This window comes from Novipirellula galeiformis (genome assembly GCF_007860095.1).
Taxonomy (GTDB): domain Bacteria; phylum Planctomycetota; class Planctomycetia; order Pirellulales; family Pirellulaceae; genus Novipirellula; species Novipirellula galeiformis.
In genome coordinates this window covers 21,453-39,602 of record NZ_SJPT01000007.1, presented here as the reverse complement: position 1 = coordinate 39,602, position 18,150 = coordinate 21,453, and the positions used below count along the sequence as shown (strand labels likewise).

At 56.1% G+C, this 18,150-nt stretch carries 12 protein-coding genes, 1 other RNA gene and 1 pseudogene; 10 read left to right on the top strand and 4 right to left on the bottom strand.

The genetic code is table 11. The annotated features are described in order from the left end of the window. Positions 1–16: 16 nt before the first annotated feature. Entirely contained in the window at positions 17–1,189 is a 1,173-nt protein-coding gene (locus Pla52o_RS18360) for a baeRF10 domain-containing protein (protein ID WP_146596092.1), read from the bottom strand. A 368-nt stretch (positions 1,190–1,557) separates the two neighbouring features. Between Pla52o_RS18360 and Pla52o_RS18355 the strand changes: the two genes are divergently transcribed. The 10 genes from Pla52o_RS18355 (at position 1,558) to Pla52o_RS18310 (ending at position 14,809) form a co-directional block, all read left to right on the top strand. Continuing rightward, complete coding sequence (locus Pla52o_RS18355; RefSeq protein WP_146596091.1) at positions 1,558–1,743, top strand: hypothetical protein; 186 nt, start codon at positions 1,558–1,560, stop codon at positions 1,741–1,743. 277 nt (positions 1,744–2,020) lie between these two features. Then, positions 2,021–2,527 (top strand): hypothetical protein, encoded by a 507-nt coding sequence (locus tag Pla52o_RS18350; protein ID WP_146596090.1) that lies wholly within the window; start codon positions 2,021–2,023, stop codon positions 2,525–2,527. Positions 2,528–3,203: 676 nt separating this feature from the next. Next, positions 3,204–4,745 carry a transcription termination factor NusA gene (gene nusA / locus Pla52o_RS18345; protein ID WP_146596089.1) on the top strand — a complete coding sequence of 514 codons (1,542 nt, stop codon included), beginning with the start codon at positions 3,204–3,206 and terminating at the stop codon, positions 4,743–4,745. Positions 4,746–5,498: 753 nt separating this feature from the next. Further along, positions 5,499–8,483 carry a translation initiation factor IF-2 gene (infB, locus tag Pla52o_RS27730; RefSeq protein WP_146596088.1) on the top strand — a complete coding sequence of 995 codons (2,985 nt, stop codon included), beginning with the start codon at positions 5,499–5,501 and terminating at the stop codon, positions 8,481–8,483. 265 nt (positions 8,484–8,748) lie between these two features. Continuing rightward, positions 8,749–9,201: a 30S ribosome-binding factor RbfA gene (gene rbfA / locus Pla52o_RS18335; RefSeq protein ID WP_146596087.1), complete on the top strand. Its 453-nt coding sequence runs from the start codon at positions 8,749–8,751 to the stop codon at positions 9,199–9,201. A 77-nt stretch (positions 9,202–9,278) separates the two neighbouring features. Next, positions 9,279–10,361 carry a hypothetical protein gene (locus tag Pla52o_RS18330; protein ID WP_146596086.1) on the top strand — a complete coding sequence of 361 codons (1,083 nt, stop codon included), beginning with the start codon at positions 9,279–9,281 and terminating at the stop codon, positions 10,359–10,361. 45 nt (positions 10,362–10,406) lie between these two features. Continuing rightward, positions 10,407–11,150, top strand: a complete 744-nt coding sequence (locus Pla52o_RS18325; RefSeq protein ID WP_146596085.1) for a YebC/PmpR family DNA-binding transcriptional regulator — start codon at positions 10,407–10,409, stop codon at positions 11,148–11,150. 308 nt (positions 11,151–11,458) lie between these two features. Beyond that, positions 11,459–11,836, top strand: a transfer-messenger RNA (tmRNA) gene (ssrA, locus tag Pla52o_RS18320). A 359-nt stretch (positions 11,837–12,195) separates the two neighbouring features. Next, positions 12,196–13,104 (top strand): dihydrodipicolinate synthase family protein, encoded by a 909-nt coding sequence (locus tag Pla52o_RS18315; RefSeq protein WP_146596084.1) that lies wholly within the window; start codon positions 12,196–12,198, stop codon positions 13,102–13,104. 415 nt (positions 13,105–13,519) lie between these two features. Continuing rightward, complete coding sequence (locus tag Pla52o_RS18310; protein WP_146596083.1) at positions 13,520–14,809, top strand: SGNH/GDSL hydrolase family protein; 1,290 nt, start codon at positions 13,520–13,522, stop codon at positions 14,807–14,809. Positions 14,810–15,252: 443 nt separating this feature from the next. Here Pla52o_RS18310 and Pla52o_RS27950 read toward each other — a convergent pair. The 3 genes and pseudogenes from Pla52o_RS27950 to Pla52o_RS18300 all read right to left on the bottom strand — a co-directional run. Further along, positions 15,253–15,501 (bottom strand): annotated as a pseudogene (locus Pla52o_RS27950) (HvfC family peptide modification chaperone); the annotation flags it as partial. A gap of 644 nt (positions 15,502–16,145) precedes the next feature. Beyond that, on the bottom strand, positions 16,146–16,625 hold the full coding sequence (locus Pla52o_RS18305) for a GNAT family N-acetyltransferase (RefSeq protein ID WP_146596082.1): 480 nt from the start codon (positions 16,623–16,625) through the stop codon (positions 16,146–16,148). An 11-nt stretch (positions 16,626–16,636) separates the two neighbouring features. Beyond that, on the bottom strand, positions 16,637–17,899 hold the full coding sequence (locus Pla52o_RS18300) for an NRAMP family divalent metal transporter (protein WP_197169349.1): 1,263 nt from the start codon (positions 17,897–17,899) through the stop codon (positions 16,637–16,639). Positions 17,900–18,150: the final 251 nt, after the last annotated feature.

Genomic DNA, 18,150 nt, shown 5'->3' with positions numbered 1-18,150 from the left:
CTCGCGGGCGGTCGCTCTAAACGCAACTGTCCGAGAGACGATATCGCAGTAGACAACCGATGCCGCCGAGCCGCTGTAACGGCTCGCTCTCGTTCACGACTTCGACGATACATCCATGGCGCTCCGCCATCCGCACAATGGCTTCCTTGATGTCAAAGTCATGCAGCGCGCGGGCGTCGCATTCTGGACACGACGTGTCCGGTCGAGGCTGTTCCAACTCCGTGAAACCGCACTCTCCACAGGTCCACCCCAGCCCCGGAGCATACTGCTTCGCGATCACCACCACGTCGGCTTGGCCGCAGTACAGTGCTCGGTGCGTAGCCTTGGTGCCCGCGGCAGCCAAGTGTCCTTGCCGCAACTGATACAACAACTCATCGACCGTTTCGTGTGATTCAGTTTGCTCGGCGGCAATTAAGGAGGCGATCGTGCTCTGGACCACATCGGTGTCATCACGCGAAGTAGACGATGCGGGGATGACGCCAACCAATTGGGCCAACAAATGCTCGGGCAGCTCGCGACGAAGGCGATCGGTGATCCGCCGATCGCCAGCCAAGATGAGATGCACATGCCCCTCCGACGACATCAGCCTTTCAAGCACGGCTACCTTTTCCTTTAGGAATTGCTCGGCGCGGCCGCGGCGGTGATGTTGGTAATGTCGCTTCGTCCACGTACGGCCCACACGCTGTCGTGTTTCCGGGCGTTGCCTCCATAACTCGGCAGTCACCGCCCCCAGATTCACTTCCAATATCCGCGCCCGAGTTTCGGAACAAATCATTAGTACATAACGGTGGTAGCTGTCTTTCAATTCGACCAAGTGAAAGAGGTTGGGGGTACTGTCCGCGACAATCCAATTTGGCAACGAGATATGGACTGGGAGCGGTAGAAAGTAGGGGGTGTCGCCAGCGCGAGAAAACACCGCCAACCCCTTTGCTTCGGGTGACAACTCCGTTGCCAAATAGGCTTCGATCGGCTTGATTGCGTCCGCGAGATCCCGACGACTCATGCCCCTTGAACCAATTTTTAACGCAGCGACTTGAGCCTCAAACTCGTTGCGGTCTGCGACTGCACCTGCCGAGAGGGCTAGATAACAACTGACCACCGGCGCCTCGGTCTCGGGCAACGTCGCTAAAGTTAGGATGTGTTGTTTCAGTTGTCTTAATTCCATCGTTCGCACGTCGATTTGAGGCATGCTTATCAAGGCTGAAGCCGATCTCGTGGAGCGACGCGACCGATCCCGACCGTTACCACGTCCCCAGGATTCCAATCCCTTCGCTTCGAGTAGGCATCGACCGGGCTAGACATCAATCGAGTTCTGCATCCAAAGCAAGTGAGAAAACCCGATGGGGGGAGACGCCGGTACGTCAGTGCATTCAGGTTCGTCAGTGCACTCGGGCGTTCGTGCTCACTCGGTTTGCCTCACTCGGTTTGCCCACCCGCTCGGATGGCCTACTTGAAAGTTACCTGCTTAAAAGGTAACCGTTCAGTCACAAAGACCTAAGACTATTTTACCCTCTGGACGCGCGTGAATCGGGGAAGTGTCTTGGGATTTTGGACCGCATGGCTCCATTTTCAGCGTGTGTTGACGTGGGCGAGGGAGTGCGAGACTCAAAAGCGAGCGACACGAAAGTGGTCAAAGTAGATCGCCCGGTCGCCGTGCGGAGCCCCTCTCCGCGGCGTTGCTCCGCGGAGCGGCTGACCCTCGGCTCCCCTGCGATGGCGATGATGCTAAGCGTCAACACGTGAACCCAATGCGAATCGGCCCGTGATGCGTTAACGCAACGTTGAGCAAATCGATTTCATCTCCCCTGGCATCCTGGAAACTTTTTTTTTCCGCGACAAAACAAGCTGGAAATCACACTCCGTCGTACCTCTCGCCCTTCCCACTGAAAGTGACGGGCTTGCCTTTTGCGTTGACTCGCTGCTGCGGACCTTCGTTAACGGAAAGAACAAACTCGTTAAGTCACGGTCCACGCCATATTGCCATCATGTCGCAGGAGTTCGGGTTTTGAAAGTTTTCACGTTGCAACCAGCCATTCGTATCGCCGCCGACACGATCGTGGATCAAGAGCGGACCGCTTCTGGATTGCCTGCGACGGGCCGCGAAAAAAAGAAACGCGACATCACCCAGAGCTCCTTCCGCGTCATCGGTTTCAGCGACACGAACCCTGAGCACGAGTCCAACGACGAACGAGCAAACGGCGAGCAAAACGAAGGGGAAGCGGCCAGCAGCGAAGTCCTGCAGGAATCCGAAACCATGATGGGGGACCATCGCCCATGCGATTCCATCCTCGTCATCGATGCGGCCCATCCGCGTCCCTATTTCAACGCGGTTTCAGCTCCGAGCGACGTTTCCGTTCCCTGCAAAATCGCGGTTCCCCAAACGCAATGCGACGATCGCGGCGTGGCGGACAAGGTCAGGGGCGTCACGCAACCGACTCGACCACAATCGTTTGAGCCCCAGAACTATACGTGGTTCGGATTATTCGTTTTGGTCGTATTGTTGTTTTCGAGCATCGCCTCGGCTTGATCGAGCTTGCCTCCTTTGCCCATGCGTGCCGACTTGGCTCGTTGACGTTGGTTTGATCGTTGACGTTGGTTTGATCGTTGACGTTGACGCTGTGCAGATTGCAGATCGCACAAGACATCATTGCCTCGCCAAGCTCGCAAAACGGTGTTCGCTACAGCGAATCAATGAGCCCGAGTCAAGGAGATCGTCACCCCGAGAAAGAACCTCGGACTTTACGTGACAGCATGGGAAGCGCAACACGCTGCTATTTTGGACCGGCATTCTGGGCCGGCATTCTGGGCCGGAAGTTTGGACCGTCATCGAGTCCGCTTTCGCTGATCTCAAACGGGGCTGATCGTTAATCGCGATCTAGGCAAACGCGGACGCGGTAGCGCGGGAGCGAAAAAACGTACGATTAACGAGTGTCGATTCTTGCCCTTTTTTGGCAACGGATCAGCCTCACTTTTTCATCCGCATCGGAAACGTATTTCACTCGGCGATCTCCGGCATTTTTCCCCCTCCGCTGACCCGGCAAAACGGGGCGCTTTTGCACTGCCGCGAGCCGATTTGTGGTCGCCAGTCTTGGTTGACACCTCTGAGGACTATCGATAACCTAGTTCAAACAATCGAGCATTCGCTGTGCCCGGGCCCCCAAAGGTTCGGGCAGTTTTTTTAGAGCCCTTATCGAAACCATATTATGAACCCACAAGACATCCTTCGCTATGTTGATTCGCTTCACCGTGAAAAGAACATCGATACGGAGCTTGTCTTTTCTGCGATTGAAGCAGCCTTGCAAACGGCCGCGAAACGCCAGTATGGCGAAGATGCCGACATCACCATCACATTGAACCGCCAAAACGGACGCATCACGGCAAAACATGATGGCGAAGAGCTGGGCGAAGACCAAATTGGCCGCATCGGTGCCCAAACCGCCAAGCAAGTCATCATCCAAAAGGTCAAGGAAGCCGAACGCGACTCCTTGATGGCCGAGTATCGCGAGCAGGTTGGCCAGATCGTGGCCGGCATCATCGGTCGCGCTGATGGTGGCGTTGCAACCGTCAACCTCGGTAATGTGGAAGCCATTCTGCCACGCAGCGAACAAATTCCGGGCGAGTCCTTGCACGCCGGCGAGCGGGTTCGCGCAGTCGTTTTCGAAGTCAAGGCAGCGGGTAACCGCGTTCGCGTGGTGCTCAGCCGAACACGCCCCCAATTAGTTCAGCGTTTGTTTGAACAGGAAATTCCAGAAATCTCCGAAGAAGTCATCTCCATCAAATCGATCAGCCGCGAGCCAGGCTACCGCAGCAAGGTCGCGGTGAGTAGCGTTGACTCGCAAGTCGATCCGATTGCGGTTTGTGTCGGTTTCCGTGGCAGCCGGATTAAGGCGGTTCGCGAAGAGCTAGCCGGCGAGCACATTGACGTGGTTCGCTACAGTGAAGACCCGGAAGTCTTGATCCCCAATTCGCTGCAACCCGCTGCCGTCGAGCAAGTGTTGCTGTGCGATATGATTGGGCGCGCGATCGTGTTGGTCCAAGAAGACCAATTGTCGCTGGCGATCGGTCGCCGCGGCCAAAATGTTCGCCTCGCCAGCAAGCTTTGCGGGTGGGACATCGAAATCATGACCGGTGGCGAACTCGAGGAGCAAATCGAACGCGCCGTTGCTGGGTTCAGCCAGATTGATGGCGTGACCGAAGAAATTGCTCAATCGCTCGTCGAGCAAGGCTATCTGTCCTACGATGACCTGTCGGTGATCGAGCCCGATCTGTTCATGGAAATGAGCGGCTTGACCGCCGAGCAAGTCGACTTCATCGTCGAGACTGCCGAGGCTCGAGCCGAAGAAGCAGAGAAAGCGGCATCGGACGAACGGCGCGCTCGCAAAGAAAACGAACGCTTGATGCGAGAAGCCGAAGCGGCTGGAATCGTGGAGCCGAAACCCGAAGCAACGCCTCCTTCGCCGGCCGGCGATGCTCCCACCGAGGCAGTGCCAGCCGAGGGGGTGCCAGCCGAGCCCGTGCCAGCCGAGCCCGTGCCAGCCGAGCCCGTGCCAGCCGAGGGAGTGCCAGCCGAGGGAGTGCCAGCCGAGGGAGTGCCAGCCGAGCCCGTCAGCGCGGAATCGCCTGCGGCGGAAGAAGTACCCGAGCCTGCGGCTGAGGAAGTTACGGAGCCCGCGGCCGAAGAAGGCGAGTCGGCTGAGAAAAGCGATTTGACCGACTCGGATTCGTCGGCCGTTAAGCCGAGTTAGCTCCTGCGGCTTTCCCGCTCGAACCTCTCCCTCTCTCTCCGCAGCAAAGCACTGCGAAGAGAGCCGCGATGCTGATGGGAATCTTCCCCGGTTAGGAACCGCCCCCTGTTGAGGTGGGCTTGGTTGTCCCCGCTGTGGTGGCGACAAGAGGGGGCCGATAGAGTATAAAGGTCAAATTGTTAACGAAAGCAAAGTTGCCCGGCAAAGTCATTTGAGTCCTCTTGCTGCTGCCAAAGTGGCGGATAGGCCTGTTTTGCAGGCAAAACGGTCGTCAACTGCCTCGCCTAACGCTGCGAAAGTGGCATGCGAAGGTAAAACTTTGCGGTTTGAGTAAGAATCAGGTCAAGTGCCACTCTGCTTGAGACACTTTTTTCGCTATTCTTTACCTCGGACAGGGACCCTTGCGGACCCACAAGCATCACTTGAGTCATTCCCCGGCATTATTCTTCCAGCGATTTATTCACTGCGTGGAAGTCCATAATGGCGATGGAGGAAATCATTTATGTAACTTCAACCACATAGCACGAGTCGGTATGCCATCAACCCAGGTGTGATACGCCAAACTCTATTGATCACCTACTGTCGAATCAGACGCCGTGTAAAGAACACGGGGAATTCGGCGGCGTGTTAGTAAGACACGCAAAATGTTGCTGCGTTCAGTGGATCGCCGCAACGTACACTTTCCGTCGTGTTGAAAGGAAAGCGTAGTTGGTCGTACCGATTCCCAAACGAAACTGACAGGACTTCTACCCCGTGCCCGCACGCATTTACGCGCTCGCCAAAGAACTGAATTTAGACAGCAAAGATCTCGTCGATATCGTCAGGAAAGTCGGTATTACCGGCAAAGGCTCGGCGCTTGCCAGCCTGACCGATGAAGAGACCCAGAAGGTTCGCGATCATCTCGCGGGCTCTGCAAAAGCTGCTCCCCCCAAAGCACCCGTGGTAGCCAAGGCAACCACTTCCACGACGGCACCCGTTGCGGCGGTTCGCGACTCGGTCGTGCCCGAGAAACGCAAGCCGGTTGCGATTCAAATCGGTCGGCCCAGCAAAGCGGCCAAGCCGGAGGACGTCGGCGGTTCGAAGCCTGCGGCTCCCGCTCCGATTCGCTCTCCACGCTTTGACGACTCCCCGACCAGCAAAAAGACCGCGGCTGAAGCGGCGGCGAAGGCCGCTGCCGAAGCGGCCGCTGCAGCCGAAGTAGCCGCAGCGAAGGCGTCGGCCCGCAAGGCTGCTGAGCCGGAAGCCAAGCCCAAAAATACGCCCAAAGACAAACCATCGCGAAAATCGGGCGTCAGCGGTATCGCCGCTCGGGTCGCTGATAAAATCGGCTTTGGTACACGGACGATTCCTACCGGAAATGTGGATCGAAGCGCCCCGGTGGCCGCGGTCCGCCCCGATTCGGCTTCGCCCTCCGGCGGTGGGATTCGCTCCCTCGATCGTCCCGCATCGAGCGGGGGCGGGGACAAAAAAGGTTCCAAGCCCAAGCGACGCGAACCCCGAATCAATGTCAAAATGGCGGCGCTCGGCGATGCCCCCGAGGCGGCCGTTCCGAAGTCCGCTCCAGGCGAACCGAAGGCGCAAAAGCCCGACATTAAGCTCAGCAAAGATGTGATCGCCGGCCACAAGCAAGGCATGAAGGCTCCGCTCGAGCAAATCGCTCAAGATGACGCTGATAGCAAGCGTGGCGGGACTCGTAAAATCGGCAGTGGCGGCCTGAGTGGCTTCACTGGCGAAAAAGGTCACAAGGGTGGCAAGGCGGTCGAAGAAGAGGACAAGCCACGCAAGAAAGGGCTTTCCGGGATGGCCAGCGCCCGCGCCGAACGCGCTCGCGGTTCTTCCGGAGGCGGGGGACGACGTCGACATAATGATTCGTTCGATCGGGGTGGACGTGAATCACCCTACCGGCGTCGTACGCTCAAACGCAAAGGCACCAATACCGCCGCCCCGCGTAAAGAAAAGATCCAGCTTGAATTGCCTTGTACCGTGCGCAGCTTCTCTGAAGCCGCCGGGGTTCCCGTCGCACAGGTGCTTCGCACTTTGATGGGCATGCAAATCATGGTCAATATCAACGCTCAACTCGACTTTGAAACGGCTGAGTTGGTCGCTGCGGAGATGGACCTTGATATCGAACTGAAGGCTTCCGAGACGCTCGAAGAAGAGCTGATCACCGAGCTTGAAGAAAAAGAAGATTCCGAAGAGTCGCTGGTCGCTCGCGCTCCGATCGTGACCTTCCTTGGCCACGTCGATCACGGCAAAACAAGTTTGCTCGACTACTTGGTCGGCATCAACGTCGCTCGAGGCGAAGCGGGCGGAATCACGCAACACATTCGTGCTTACGAAGTCGACAAGGATGGACGTAAAGTTACCTTTGTCGATACGCCCGGTCACGAGGCGTTTACCGAGATGCGTGCTCGCGGTGCAAACGTCACCGACATCGCGGTTTTAGTCATCGCTGCCGATGACGGCATCATGCCGCAAACGGCCGAAGCGATTAGTCACGCCAAGGCGGCCGGAGTGCCGATCGTCGTGGCCTTGAACAAAATCGACCTCGAAGGGGTCGACGTTACCCGTGTGCTCACGCAATTGACCGAGCATCAATTGACCCCCAGCGAATGGGGCGGTGATGTCGAGGTGGTTCGCACCAGTGCCACCAAGGGCACCGGCATGGACGAGTTGCTCGAGACGTTGTTGACGATCGCGGAAATGCAGGAATACCGAGCCAATCCTACGCGGAAAGCACTCGGGGTCTGTATTGAATCGGAACAACAGGGCAACCGCGGAGTGGTCGCCAAGTTGGTCGTTCAAAACGGTACCCTGCGAGTCGGCGATATCTTGGTTTGTGGACCTTCGCACGGTCGCGTTCGCTCGATGAAGGACACGTTGACCGGCAAGAATATCAAGCAAGCCGGACCGAGTACGCCCGTCAATATCACGGGGCTCGACCAAGCTCCCGGAGCGGGCGATCGTTTCCACGTGCTCAAAGACATTGGTCAAGCTCGAGAGATCGCAGAAACTCGCGAGTCCGCCTCCAGTCGCGAAAGTTTGTCCGGCATCACCACGAAGGTCTCGTTCGAGAATTTCCAAGAGATGCTGGCCGGCGGCAAGATTGGAGTGGAGGATCGAGTCAAGTTGAACTTGATCATCCGCGCCGATGTGAAGGGCTCGCTCGAGGCGATCGAAAAAGAACTCAGCAAGTTCGATCACCCCGAAGTGGAACTGCGAATCTTGCAAAAGAGCGTCGGCAGTGTGTCGCTCGCTGACATCACGCTCGCTTCGGCATCCGATGCGGTCGTGCTGGCATTCAACGTGATCCCCGACGACAAGGCTCGTTCGCTGGCCGATGATCGTGGCATCGAAATCCGACGCTACCAAGTCATCTACAAGCTCGCCGACGACATCAAGGCGTTGATCGAAGGCCGTCTGAAGCCCGAAGAACGTGTTGTCGAATTGGGCCGTGCCCTCGTCAAGCAAGTCTTCCAAATCAGCCGTGTCGGAACGATCGCAGGGTGCTATGTCGCCCAAGGGGTTATCCAGCGTGGTTGCCGCATCCGTGTCAATCGCGACGGTCGAACGATCGGCGACTACCCGCTCGATACCGTCAAGCGAATCAAGGAAGACGTCAAAGAAGTGCCGCGAGGCATGGAATGTGGTATTCGCTTGAGTGGCTTCAACGACATCAAACAAGATGATGTTTTGGAAGCTTATCGCATTGAAGAGGTCGCTCGAACGTTGGATTAAACCAAAGTTTGAATGCGGCGGCATCGTGCCATCGTCACCGAACTCGCCTGAGTTCGGTGATCGCCTGAGTTTGAATTCGCCCCGCGATCACTCAAGCTCAGGTAACGCCTGCGAACAAAACATTGTCGCGGGGAGCGGGTTTCACGCCCGCTGCGAACCAAGCGAGAGTACATGACCGAGTGTTAGCGACAACCGATTGTCGCTGCGGCGATCCTGAAACTCTCGTTCCTCCACCGAACCCTCTCACTCCTCAATTCCGTTCCCCATGTCTCGTCGTTTACTTAAAGCTGCCGAAGCGATCCGCGAAGTCGTCGCGTCGACCATCCTGACCGAAGTGCGTGACCCTCGCATCAAGGATGTGACCGTGATCGGGGTGCAAGTTTCGCCCGATATGCGTGAAGCGAAGGTCTCTGTCAGTGTGATGGGGAATGAAAACCAACAACAGTTGGCGATCCGTGGACTGCAAAACTCGGCTGGCTTTCTGCAGAGCAAGATCGCCAACCGAATCGAAGCACGCTACACGCCCAAGCTCACCTTTACGCTTGACAAGGGGCTACAAAATGCGCTGGTCGTGAGCGAATTGTTGAATAAGATCAAGCAAGAGAAGACGGGAAACGAGTTGCCCACCGAATTGGAATCGGGCGAGATCGCTGAGCCGATAGAGAACACCGAGGTATCGGAAGATTCGAGGTCACCCGAAAGTGATTCGCAACCATAGCCGCCATGGTTGGCCACGGATGGTCATCGTTGACTCCCCTCACTACGTAACACTCAACAACTCTTAATTGCCGCAAGATGTCCGCAACTAACCGCGCTGCCCTGATCACGAAACTGTACGCTGCGTTAAAGAAGCACTACAAGCCAACGCCGCAACAGCCCACTCGCCCGTTGCTCGAACACATTTTGTATGCGTCCTTGTTGCAAGACTGCTCCGCGGAGCTGGCCGATGAAGGCATGGCAAAGTGTGAGCAAGATTTCTTCGACTGGAACGAGGTGCGTGTCACCACGGTCAGCGAGTTGAGCCAAGTCCTTTCGCGTTTGCCCGATGCGACGAAAGCGGCGACGCGTTTGAAGGCAAATCTGCAAGCGGTGTTCGAAGAGTTCTATACGTTTGATCTCGACCATCTCAAAAAAGAAAATCTTGGCAAAGCGGTCGCCAAGTTCGAAAAGATGCCGGGAATGACCCCGTTCGTGCTCAGCTACACCATCCAACATGGACTGGGCGGACACTCGATCCCAGTCGATTATTCGGCGATGGTCGTGTTGATGGTCACCGACATTGCTTCCCAAGCCGAGGCCGCCGCTGGGAAGGTCCCGGGACTCGAACGCGCCATTCCCAAGAGCAAGGGCATTGAGTTCTCCGACCTGTTGCATCAAGCCGCTGTGGCCTTGAACAACAATGCCAAGGACAAGAAGTCTCGCGCCTTGGTGGACGATGTCGCCAAGGGGTCAAGCAAGCGGTTGGATGAATGGCAAACGGGCTTGAAAGCGGCCAAAATCCGCGTTGCTAATCGCAAGGCGGCTGCCGCGCACGCGGCCGAAGAAGAAGGCGATGAAGAGGCAGCGGAAGCGGTGGCTGTGACGAAAAAGTCCGCCGACAAGAAAACCACCGAGCCGGCCGCCAAGCCCAAAAAGTCGAGCAAGGCTGCGGAGGTGGTTGCCGAGCCCGCTAAAACCAAAAAGTCGACGTCAAAAAAAAAGATAGTATCGAAGCCCGCTGAGGCGGCTGCAGAGCCTCGCTCCGAAACAAAGAAAAAGGCGACGGGCAAAGATTCAAAAGAAAAATCGACCAAGAAATCCGCGTCCAACGTCGATGAAAAGGCCTCCGCACCTAAGAAATCCGCAAGCCGGAAGCTAACCAAACGGAAACCGCGATAGACCCACGACAATTCTTTACTTCTCCAACAAACCTTCTGAGCAATCATGGCTGGGCACTCAAAATGGGCCAATATCCAACATCGTAAAGGCCGAGTTGACGCGCAACGCGGCAAGATGTGGAGCAAACTGAGCAAAGCGATCATCGTCGCTGCCAAAATGGGCGGCGGCGACCCCGAGGCGAACATCCGCTTGCGCAAAGCGATCGAGGATGCCAAGGCGATCAGCATGCCTAAGGACAATATCCAACGCGCAATCAAACGCGGGACCGGCGAGCTCGAAGGCAGTGAAGTCGAGGAGTTGCTCTACGAGGGATACGGCCCCGGTGGCGTCGCGGTGATGTGCGAAGTCATGACCGACAACCGCAATCGCACCACGCCCGAGCTGCGCAGTATGTTTGGCAAGTTTGGCGGTAACCTGGGGAATACCGGCTGCGTCTCATATTTGTTCGAGCGTAAGGGATTGTTCGTTTTTGATCCTGAGACGGCCGATGAAGAAAAGCTGACCGAGATCGCCTTGGAAAACGGCGGCGACGATGTCGAGCCGCTCGATGATGGCAAGATCCAAGTCACCTGTAACCCCGATGTCCATCAGACGTTGGCGGACGCGTTCGCCGAAGCCGAACTCGTCCCTGAGATTTCGTCGATCAGCCAGATTGCCCAGACGATGGTGGAGGTCGAGGGATCGATGGCCAAATCGGTGCTGCGGTTGCTTGAGGCGCTTGATGATCACGATGACGTGCAAAACGTCAGTACGAATCTGAACATCACCGATGAGATGTTTGAAGACTAGCGGTTTTTTTCCCGCTTCGCCCGCCGCGCGTCTTCATTGCGCAGGTCGCCAAGGCTTTTGTTGATCGCCCGCAGCGTCCTCCGCCCACTTAGCGGAGCGGCGTGAGCTGTTGGTGTTTTTCGAATGTTTTTTCTTGCTGTGACGGGGTGTCTTGCGCCGCACCGCTACTAACGCATCAATTACTAGCGTATCAATCACCGTCCCGCGAATTTGCCCCCCGCTCCTTCGCTTTCGAATTGTCAGATCTCGCAAACCTGGTAGAATACAATTCGCTTCGCGGACGCGTTTACGTTGTCCGCACCAGAGCCGGGGGCGATCTGGATTCGACCGGACGTTTTGAAGCGATGGTTGCATGTCGTGGTTGATCAGTTGGCCACGTAAAAAGCTGATCACAATTTTTAGTTGCAGACGAAAGTTTCGCACTGGCCGCCTAAGAACAGGTAGCCCGGGCTGATGGGGGCCGCCAGAGTCGCCTGAATGCCCGTCACAATTCTGGATCGCTGCCCGTCCTACTCGAGACGCGGGGAGCTAAAAAAGTTTCGAGTTAGCAAAGCTTGGAGCCTGTCAGGCAGCGCCAAGGTGAGCGAAGAGTTTCCTTCGAGGAGACACAAATAGTTTGACTAAGCATGTAGACGCTGTCGTGGATGCATCGCGGGACGCGGGTTCAATTCCCGCCGCCTCCATCTTAAAGCCACTTACGCCATTTGACGTAAGTGGCTTTTTTATTGGCTTTGTCGTGGTTTCCGGGGGGGGCAGGTAGGCAGGTAGGCACGTAGACAGGAATGAGTGGGTGAAATCCCATTGGCCGCTTGGACGCTAACCCCGGTTGTACGGTTGGATCCGCGACTGGCGCTAAAACGGCTAATAGTGGCCGGCGCCAAAATCGCTAATATACCGAAAGATTCCTGCCTACCTGCTTACTTTTCGGCGGTCGATACGGTCGACGTAGTTCGGAGCAAACGCCATCCTACGCTGCTAGAGCATCGCGAGCGCTGCCGCCTGATCCCCGCCCTGTTAACCCGAACCGATTAAAACGACCTTCACTATGCAAACACGACTGATCTCAGCTATCTGTACGCCGCTCTCTGCTGACGGCGATCTACATGTCGCAGGGCTCTCCGCTCACATCGAAGCCCAAATCGCCGCTGGCATTGATAGCTTGTTGGTCGGCGGCACGATGGGGCTGATGCAACTGCAAACCGACGCGACTTACGAGCAGTTAATTGACCACAGCATCAACATCGTCGGCGGACGAACCGAAATGTTGGTCGGAGTCGGCGACGCCAGCTACCAACGAACCTTAGCACGCATCCGAATCGCCGAACGCCAAGCGGTCGACGGGTTGGTGGTGTTGACCCCTTATTTGATGAAGTTCACCGAGCCAGAGCTGGTCCAATATTTCCTGCGATTGGCTGACGCGGCGAACAAGCCTCTCTTTCTGTACGACCTCCCGAGCCTGACCGGAACGGCCCTTACGATGGAATTGATCGAGCAGGTGGTCGCCCATCCCAACGTGCACGGCCTGAAATGCTCTCGCGATCTCGAATGGACGACTCAATTGTGGGATCGCTTCCGTGGTCGAACACGGATCGTGCCGGCGCAAGCGCTTCATGTGGCGGAAGTCGTGCGGATGCAGATTCCCGACAATTTGGATGGACTGTTTTCGGTCTTCCCTCAAATTAGTCACGCTCTCGCGCGCGCCGCTGATGGTGGCCAATGGGAAGAAGCGGCGCAGCTGCAAGCCGACCTGGCCGACTTTCTCGAGATTGCGCTCGCGAAAAATCTGTTTGCCGTCGTCACCTGCACCTTGAACGCACTTGGCGTTCCCGGTTTGATGGCGCCAGCTCCTTGCTCTTCGCTTTCGAGCGACGAACAGGCGGAACTCCTTAACAATCCGACGATTTGTCGCGTCATTGAAAAGGAAACGCAACTCTCCGTCGCCCAAGCAAGCTAAACGCAAATCCTCAAACGAGGGCTGCTAAATACATTATCATGCTCGGCGGCAGACCGCCGGGCATTTTTCTACTGGCGGTCTTCACGGCGCGTGCCAATTGGATTGGCGCGCCGGTCGGTTAGGCGCCCGAGCGCTGGCGACTGCGTAGGTTCAATTTGACTCGGCGCTGCACGTCTATTTGGCCGGAGCGGCTGGAACGCTGACCTGCGAGTTTGTCGGCTATGCCGTTCGTTGCCTCGTTGCTCAGCCGCCACGCGATCTACCGGGACAGGGCATTGATACGATGGCTCCACTCGAGACAGAGCAAACTAGCTAGCGACCCTATGCCCAATTAAAATTGGCGTCTGTTCCTTCCTGGGCGTCTTCGACTCGCTCGCATCGTCGATGATGCGTTAACTGAAAAGGTACGTCACACATGATTCATGCTGCTAATGCATTTGCTGTCCTTCGCCTTGCCGCCATCTTGGTCGGCTTGATCCTGCTTGTTCCGGCGCTTTCGGAAGCCCAGGAAGTCGCACCGCTGAAGCTTCCTGAGATCCAGCAGCGGCTTGCCGACGGCCAGCCAACCAAGATCGTTTGCTTTGGTGACAGTATCACCGGCGTTTACTATCACACCGGGGGAACGCGGGCGTGGTGCGACATGCTGGGGATCGTATTGAAACAAGCCTACCCCAACGCCGATCTGGAAATGATCAACGCTGGCAAGAGCGGGCATACGACGATCAATGCGCTCGCCCGAATCGAAGCAGACGTCATTGCGAAAAAGCCGCAATTGGTCGTGGTAATGTTCGGCATGAATGACGTCGTCCGGGTTCCGCTGGAGACGTATGAAAAGAATATGCGTGAAATCATTCAACGCTGTCGCCAAGCGGGAGCGGCGGTCGTCCTTTGCACGCCGAACGCTGTTTCCGAAACCGCAGCACGGCCGCAAGCGAAGTTGGCAAATTATGTCGACGCGGTTCGAGCGATTGCGGTGGAAGAAAAATTGCCGCTGGTCGACTGCTTTGCCGCTTGGCAAGCGTATCGCAGCGAAGATGCGCTCTCTTGGTCGCTGATGATGAGCGACGAGATTCACCCGAACATGACGGGGCACCTGCGGTTTGCTGAGTTGATGGGATCGGTCATTTCCGGTCGGCCTCTTTCGTTTGACGAAACGCCTGAGCCGAGCGAGTCGCTTGACAACGTGTTTGATCATCTCGCAAACAAACAGACAGTGAAGTTGGTTGCCGCAGCCCCCTACGATACGCTGGTGCCTGAGCAGCTGCGTCGTCATTTTCCCGACGCCAAGTTCGAGGTGATCGTCTGGCCTGTCGAGAAGCAAACGATCGCTGAAGCGTCTGCCTGGGCGAAGCGGATTCGTCAGTTGCAACCTCAGTTGGTGATTCCGACGATTCCGCCGGCAGCGTCGAAAGCTTCGCCATCAGCGTTCATTCGTGATTACCAATGGGTGCTGAACTTTAGCTTGCCGTTTTCCGGCCGAGCTTGCAGCGTCGTCCCTATCTTGCCGCTGGAAGCGCAGAGCGAATCCGACGCACAACAACGATACGTGGAACTAGCAAGCCAAATCATCCGCGGCAAAGACCTCCTCTATATCGCACGCCAAGCGGACGACGCACGTTCACCCAGCGAGATCGTCGGCTCGTGGATCGACGCGCAACAACAAAGCTGGCAGGCAACGCGAGCAGCGTCAAAGTCTGCCAAGTAACGATTGCCGTTGGATCAAACCGGCGTCCCGTGAGGCGAGCAATGTCGAATGTTTCGGGGACGAATGTCTTGGGGACAATGTCTTGGGGACAGAGCAAATTTTCGGGTGGTTTGAGGTCAAGTGTGTCTTGTGGCCAAATCCACCGACTGGCAATACGCAAGCCGGAGATCGCATCCGAACCACGAAGAATCTCTCCACCGTTTTCTCCGGAAGGAGTTACGACTTTTGAGTGATGTGTGCAATCAAAATCCTAGCCCGCCGCGTTAGCGAGGGAATTTACGAAGGGACGCTCGCTAACGCGTCGGGTGATGCAATATCCAGGCTAAGCCGCGCAAACGCCATCGCTGTCGGCGGGGCTCGCCGTAACAAACCGGCCGTCGATATTGAACTGGAGTTGAAGGCCAGCGACGGTTCTCACGATGCGATTGCAGTTGGAAACACGATTATTGACTCGGCAGTTGAAATTCGAGGAAGAGACGATTCGATGCCCATTTCTGAAGACAAGTGGCAACGAACGTCGTCAATGGTTCGTCATCGAGCGATGAGGTATCAGCAATTTCGGCGATCGCCTCGTCGAGGCTGACGTTGCTTGACAACCGTTCGAGCAACTCAAACTCCAACTCCTCCACAGCAATCGTGCGGACGACATACCGCAGTCGCGTTACGACCAGGAAGGTCGGATTGGCCCTCGGTAAATCATCCCGGGTCGCAGTGCCCTGCGAGCACGGTCAGCATCCATTCCTGAACCGCTCGTTGCGATGGTGCGCGTCGGTAAGGTGGATCAGACGTTGGGACGCCGATGTTCGCGGATGCGTCTTTGCTTCAGCAAAAACTACTACTCAATCTCCGCCATCGTGTAATGAGAAGGCTGCGGGATTCCTGCACGATAATTTGTCTCTGCCGCTGTCACCGGGCTCGTGCTGCGTCAAACCTTACTTTCGGGGCTAGCCGTTTGGCGTTAGCCACGGTTTTAGCGACAGAACCGTGGCTAACGCCAAAGCGGCTAGTAGCTTCAACCTCAATTCCTAGGCTAGACAAAGCACTAGTTCAATCGGCGGACATCCTATCCACCGTGCCTAGCGGCGTATGGTCCTATGCTCTTGCGTGCTCGGTCCGGCCTCCAGCCGAAGAATGTGAGGAATCGTTCCTCCTCAGAATAAAGGCTGCCTAGCGGCGGCCTCATTCAGCGTCGCTCCACATCGGTGCAGCGAGTGGTAGCACTCGTCAAAGAGACATGACTCATTTGATCGCGTCTGACCGATTCTCCAATGCCGCTGGGAACCGGGCCTAGTTGGCTGATCAGCACACTGGAACCCATCTTCGTCAAAGCTCTTCGTCAAGACTCTCGATTGATTTTCATTCCAAAATGAATCTGTTGGGCGATCTCTTCGAAGCCGATGGAGCGATACAGGTGATTGCCTGCGGAGTTGTTGGTGAGCGTTTCGATACGCGCAACGGTGAGTCCCAAATCTGCGAAATGTGAGATTGCCTTGTCGATCAACAAACGACCGATCCCCTTGCCCTGATGATCACTCGCGACGGCCAGGTTGGGGATATAACCGACGCTGGATTGCTTGTCATGCCAGGTGGTGATGAATCCGCACAGATCATCGTCGTCCATAGCAACAAACGTTCCTTCAGGATCACCACGAACGTCTTCGGCAATGCTAAACGCTTTGCGGTCCGTCCAATCGGTTTCGCCTAACAGACCAAATCGTTGCTGCAGCTTACGATCAATCGAGACCTGCTCGAATCCCGCGATTGCGATTCGCTGCATCGCGTCGAGGTCCGCCGGTTGGTAGAGACGTAAAATCATGGCGTGGCGTATTATTTGAGTAAATCAATGAACAATATTTTGGCGGAGATCAATAACAAAACGATCAAACCGATACCCGCGACCGCATTCGTGACAGGACCGTTCGTCTTCTCTCCCATCACCGACTTGCGATTGGTGAGCCACAACAGTGTCGCCGCGATCAATGGCGACGCCACGACCGTTGTTGCCTGAGCCGCCACGATTAGCCCGGCAGGTTTGCCGACGCCCGTCACGATCATGTAAAGTGCCACTCCCATTCCCGAAAGCAACACGATGGCGGACATGATCCGGGGGCCACGCTCATTTGGTAGGTTCCCCAACTTCAAGGCATCCGACAGCACAAACCCTCCGATCATCGAGTTGACGATGAACGACGAATACGCAGCGGAGAATAATCCAATGCAGAAAACATATCGACCCGCTGGTCCAAAAAGTGGCTCTAATTGATTGGCAATTTTGGAAACATCGTTGATGTCTTCGATCGCCATCTCGCCAGCGAGCAGTTGTGGATGAAAAACCGACGCGGACGTACACATAATCATCAAGGTAATGACGGCCATGATCGTCGCGCCCACGCGTGCGTCGAACAATCCGAGCTTCATATCGGCGACGTTCCAGCCTTTGAATCGCACCAAGTACGATTGATAAAGTGCGTTAGAAACGATGAAGGTCGTCCCGATCAGCCCCATCAGTGGCAAGCCAAACTCGGTCGACCCGGAAAACGGATTGAGTCCTCGGAGCAGCGCCATCGGGTCAGGCCGTGCAAAGGCAAGGTTGGTCGCAAACGCAACCAGCATGACGCCAACCAATACCGCCATACAGCGTTCCAGCATCGCGTACAGGTCTTTGAAACCGAACAGAAACATCAAAGCAAACGCATTGAGAATCACGACCCAGTAGTTCCAAGGAATGAAACCGTTGATTGCCGCGTGGACGCCTAGATTGTTCCCGAACTGGTAAGCCGCTGCGATGAAGAAGACGGACACCCCAACAAGAATCGAAAGAAATCGGCCCGCTGCGTCGGCGATCACATCCCCGGCCGATCGCTGAGTGACCACACCCAATCGCACTGCGAGCGTTAGATAGACGGACATAAAGATCACCGAAACGATGACCACCCAAACGTTGGCGAATCCGGCAATCGCACCGACCGAGGAACTGGTCACAATGCTGCCAGGTCCAATCACGACGCAGGCAGCAACAAGTCCAGGTCCGAGAATCTTGAAGAACCGTCCAAAGAGTGAAACGGGTTTGACGTCAGCTGAGTCACTCAATTTGTTCTGTCCAATGATGGTGTGGTCGGCACCCGTTTTGACGCGTAAGACGCCGGCCCCGTAATCGTATTGCAAATTTCATACTGGTGAGCCAAGGAAAAATCGGACGGGAGCGGCCAGCGATGATCCAGTGATCGCTCGGATCGTCGCGTTATACAAAATGCGAGAGAAAAAACGAGTGAAGCCCTCCGTCCGAGAGAATTATTCGTCGCTGATAAGCAGGGAGGCAGGAATGATTGGGTGAAATCCCA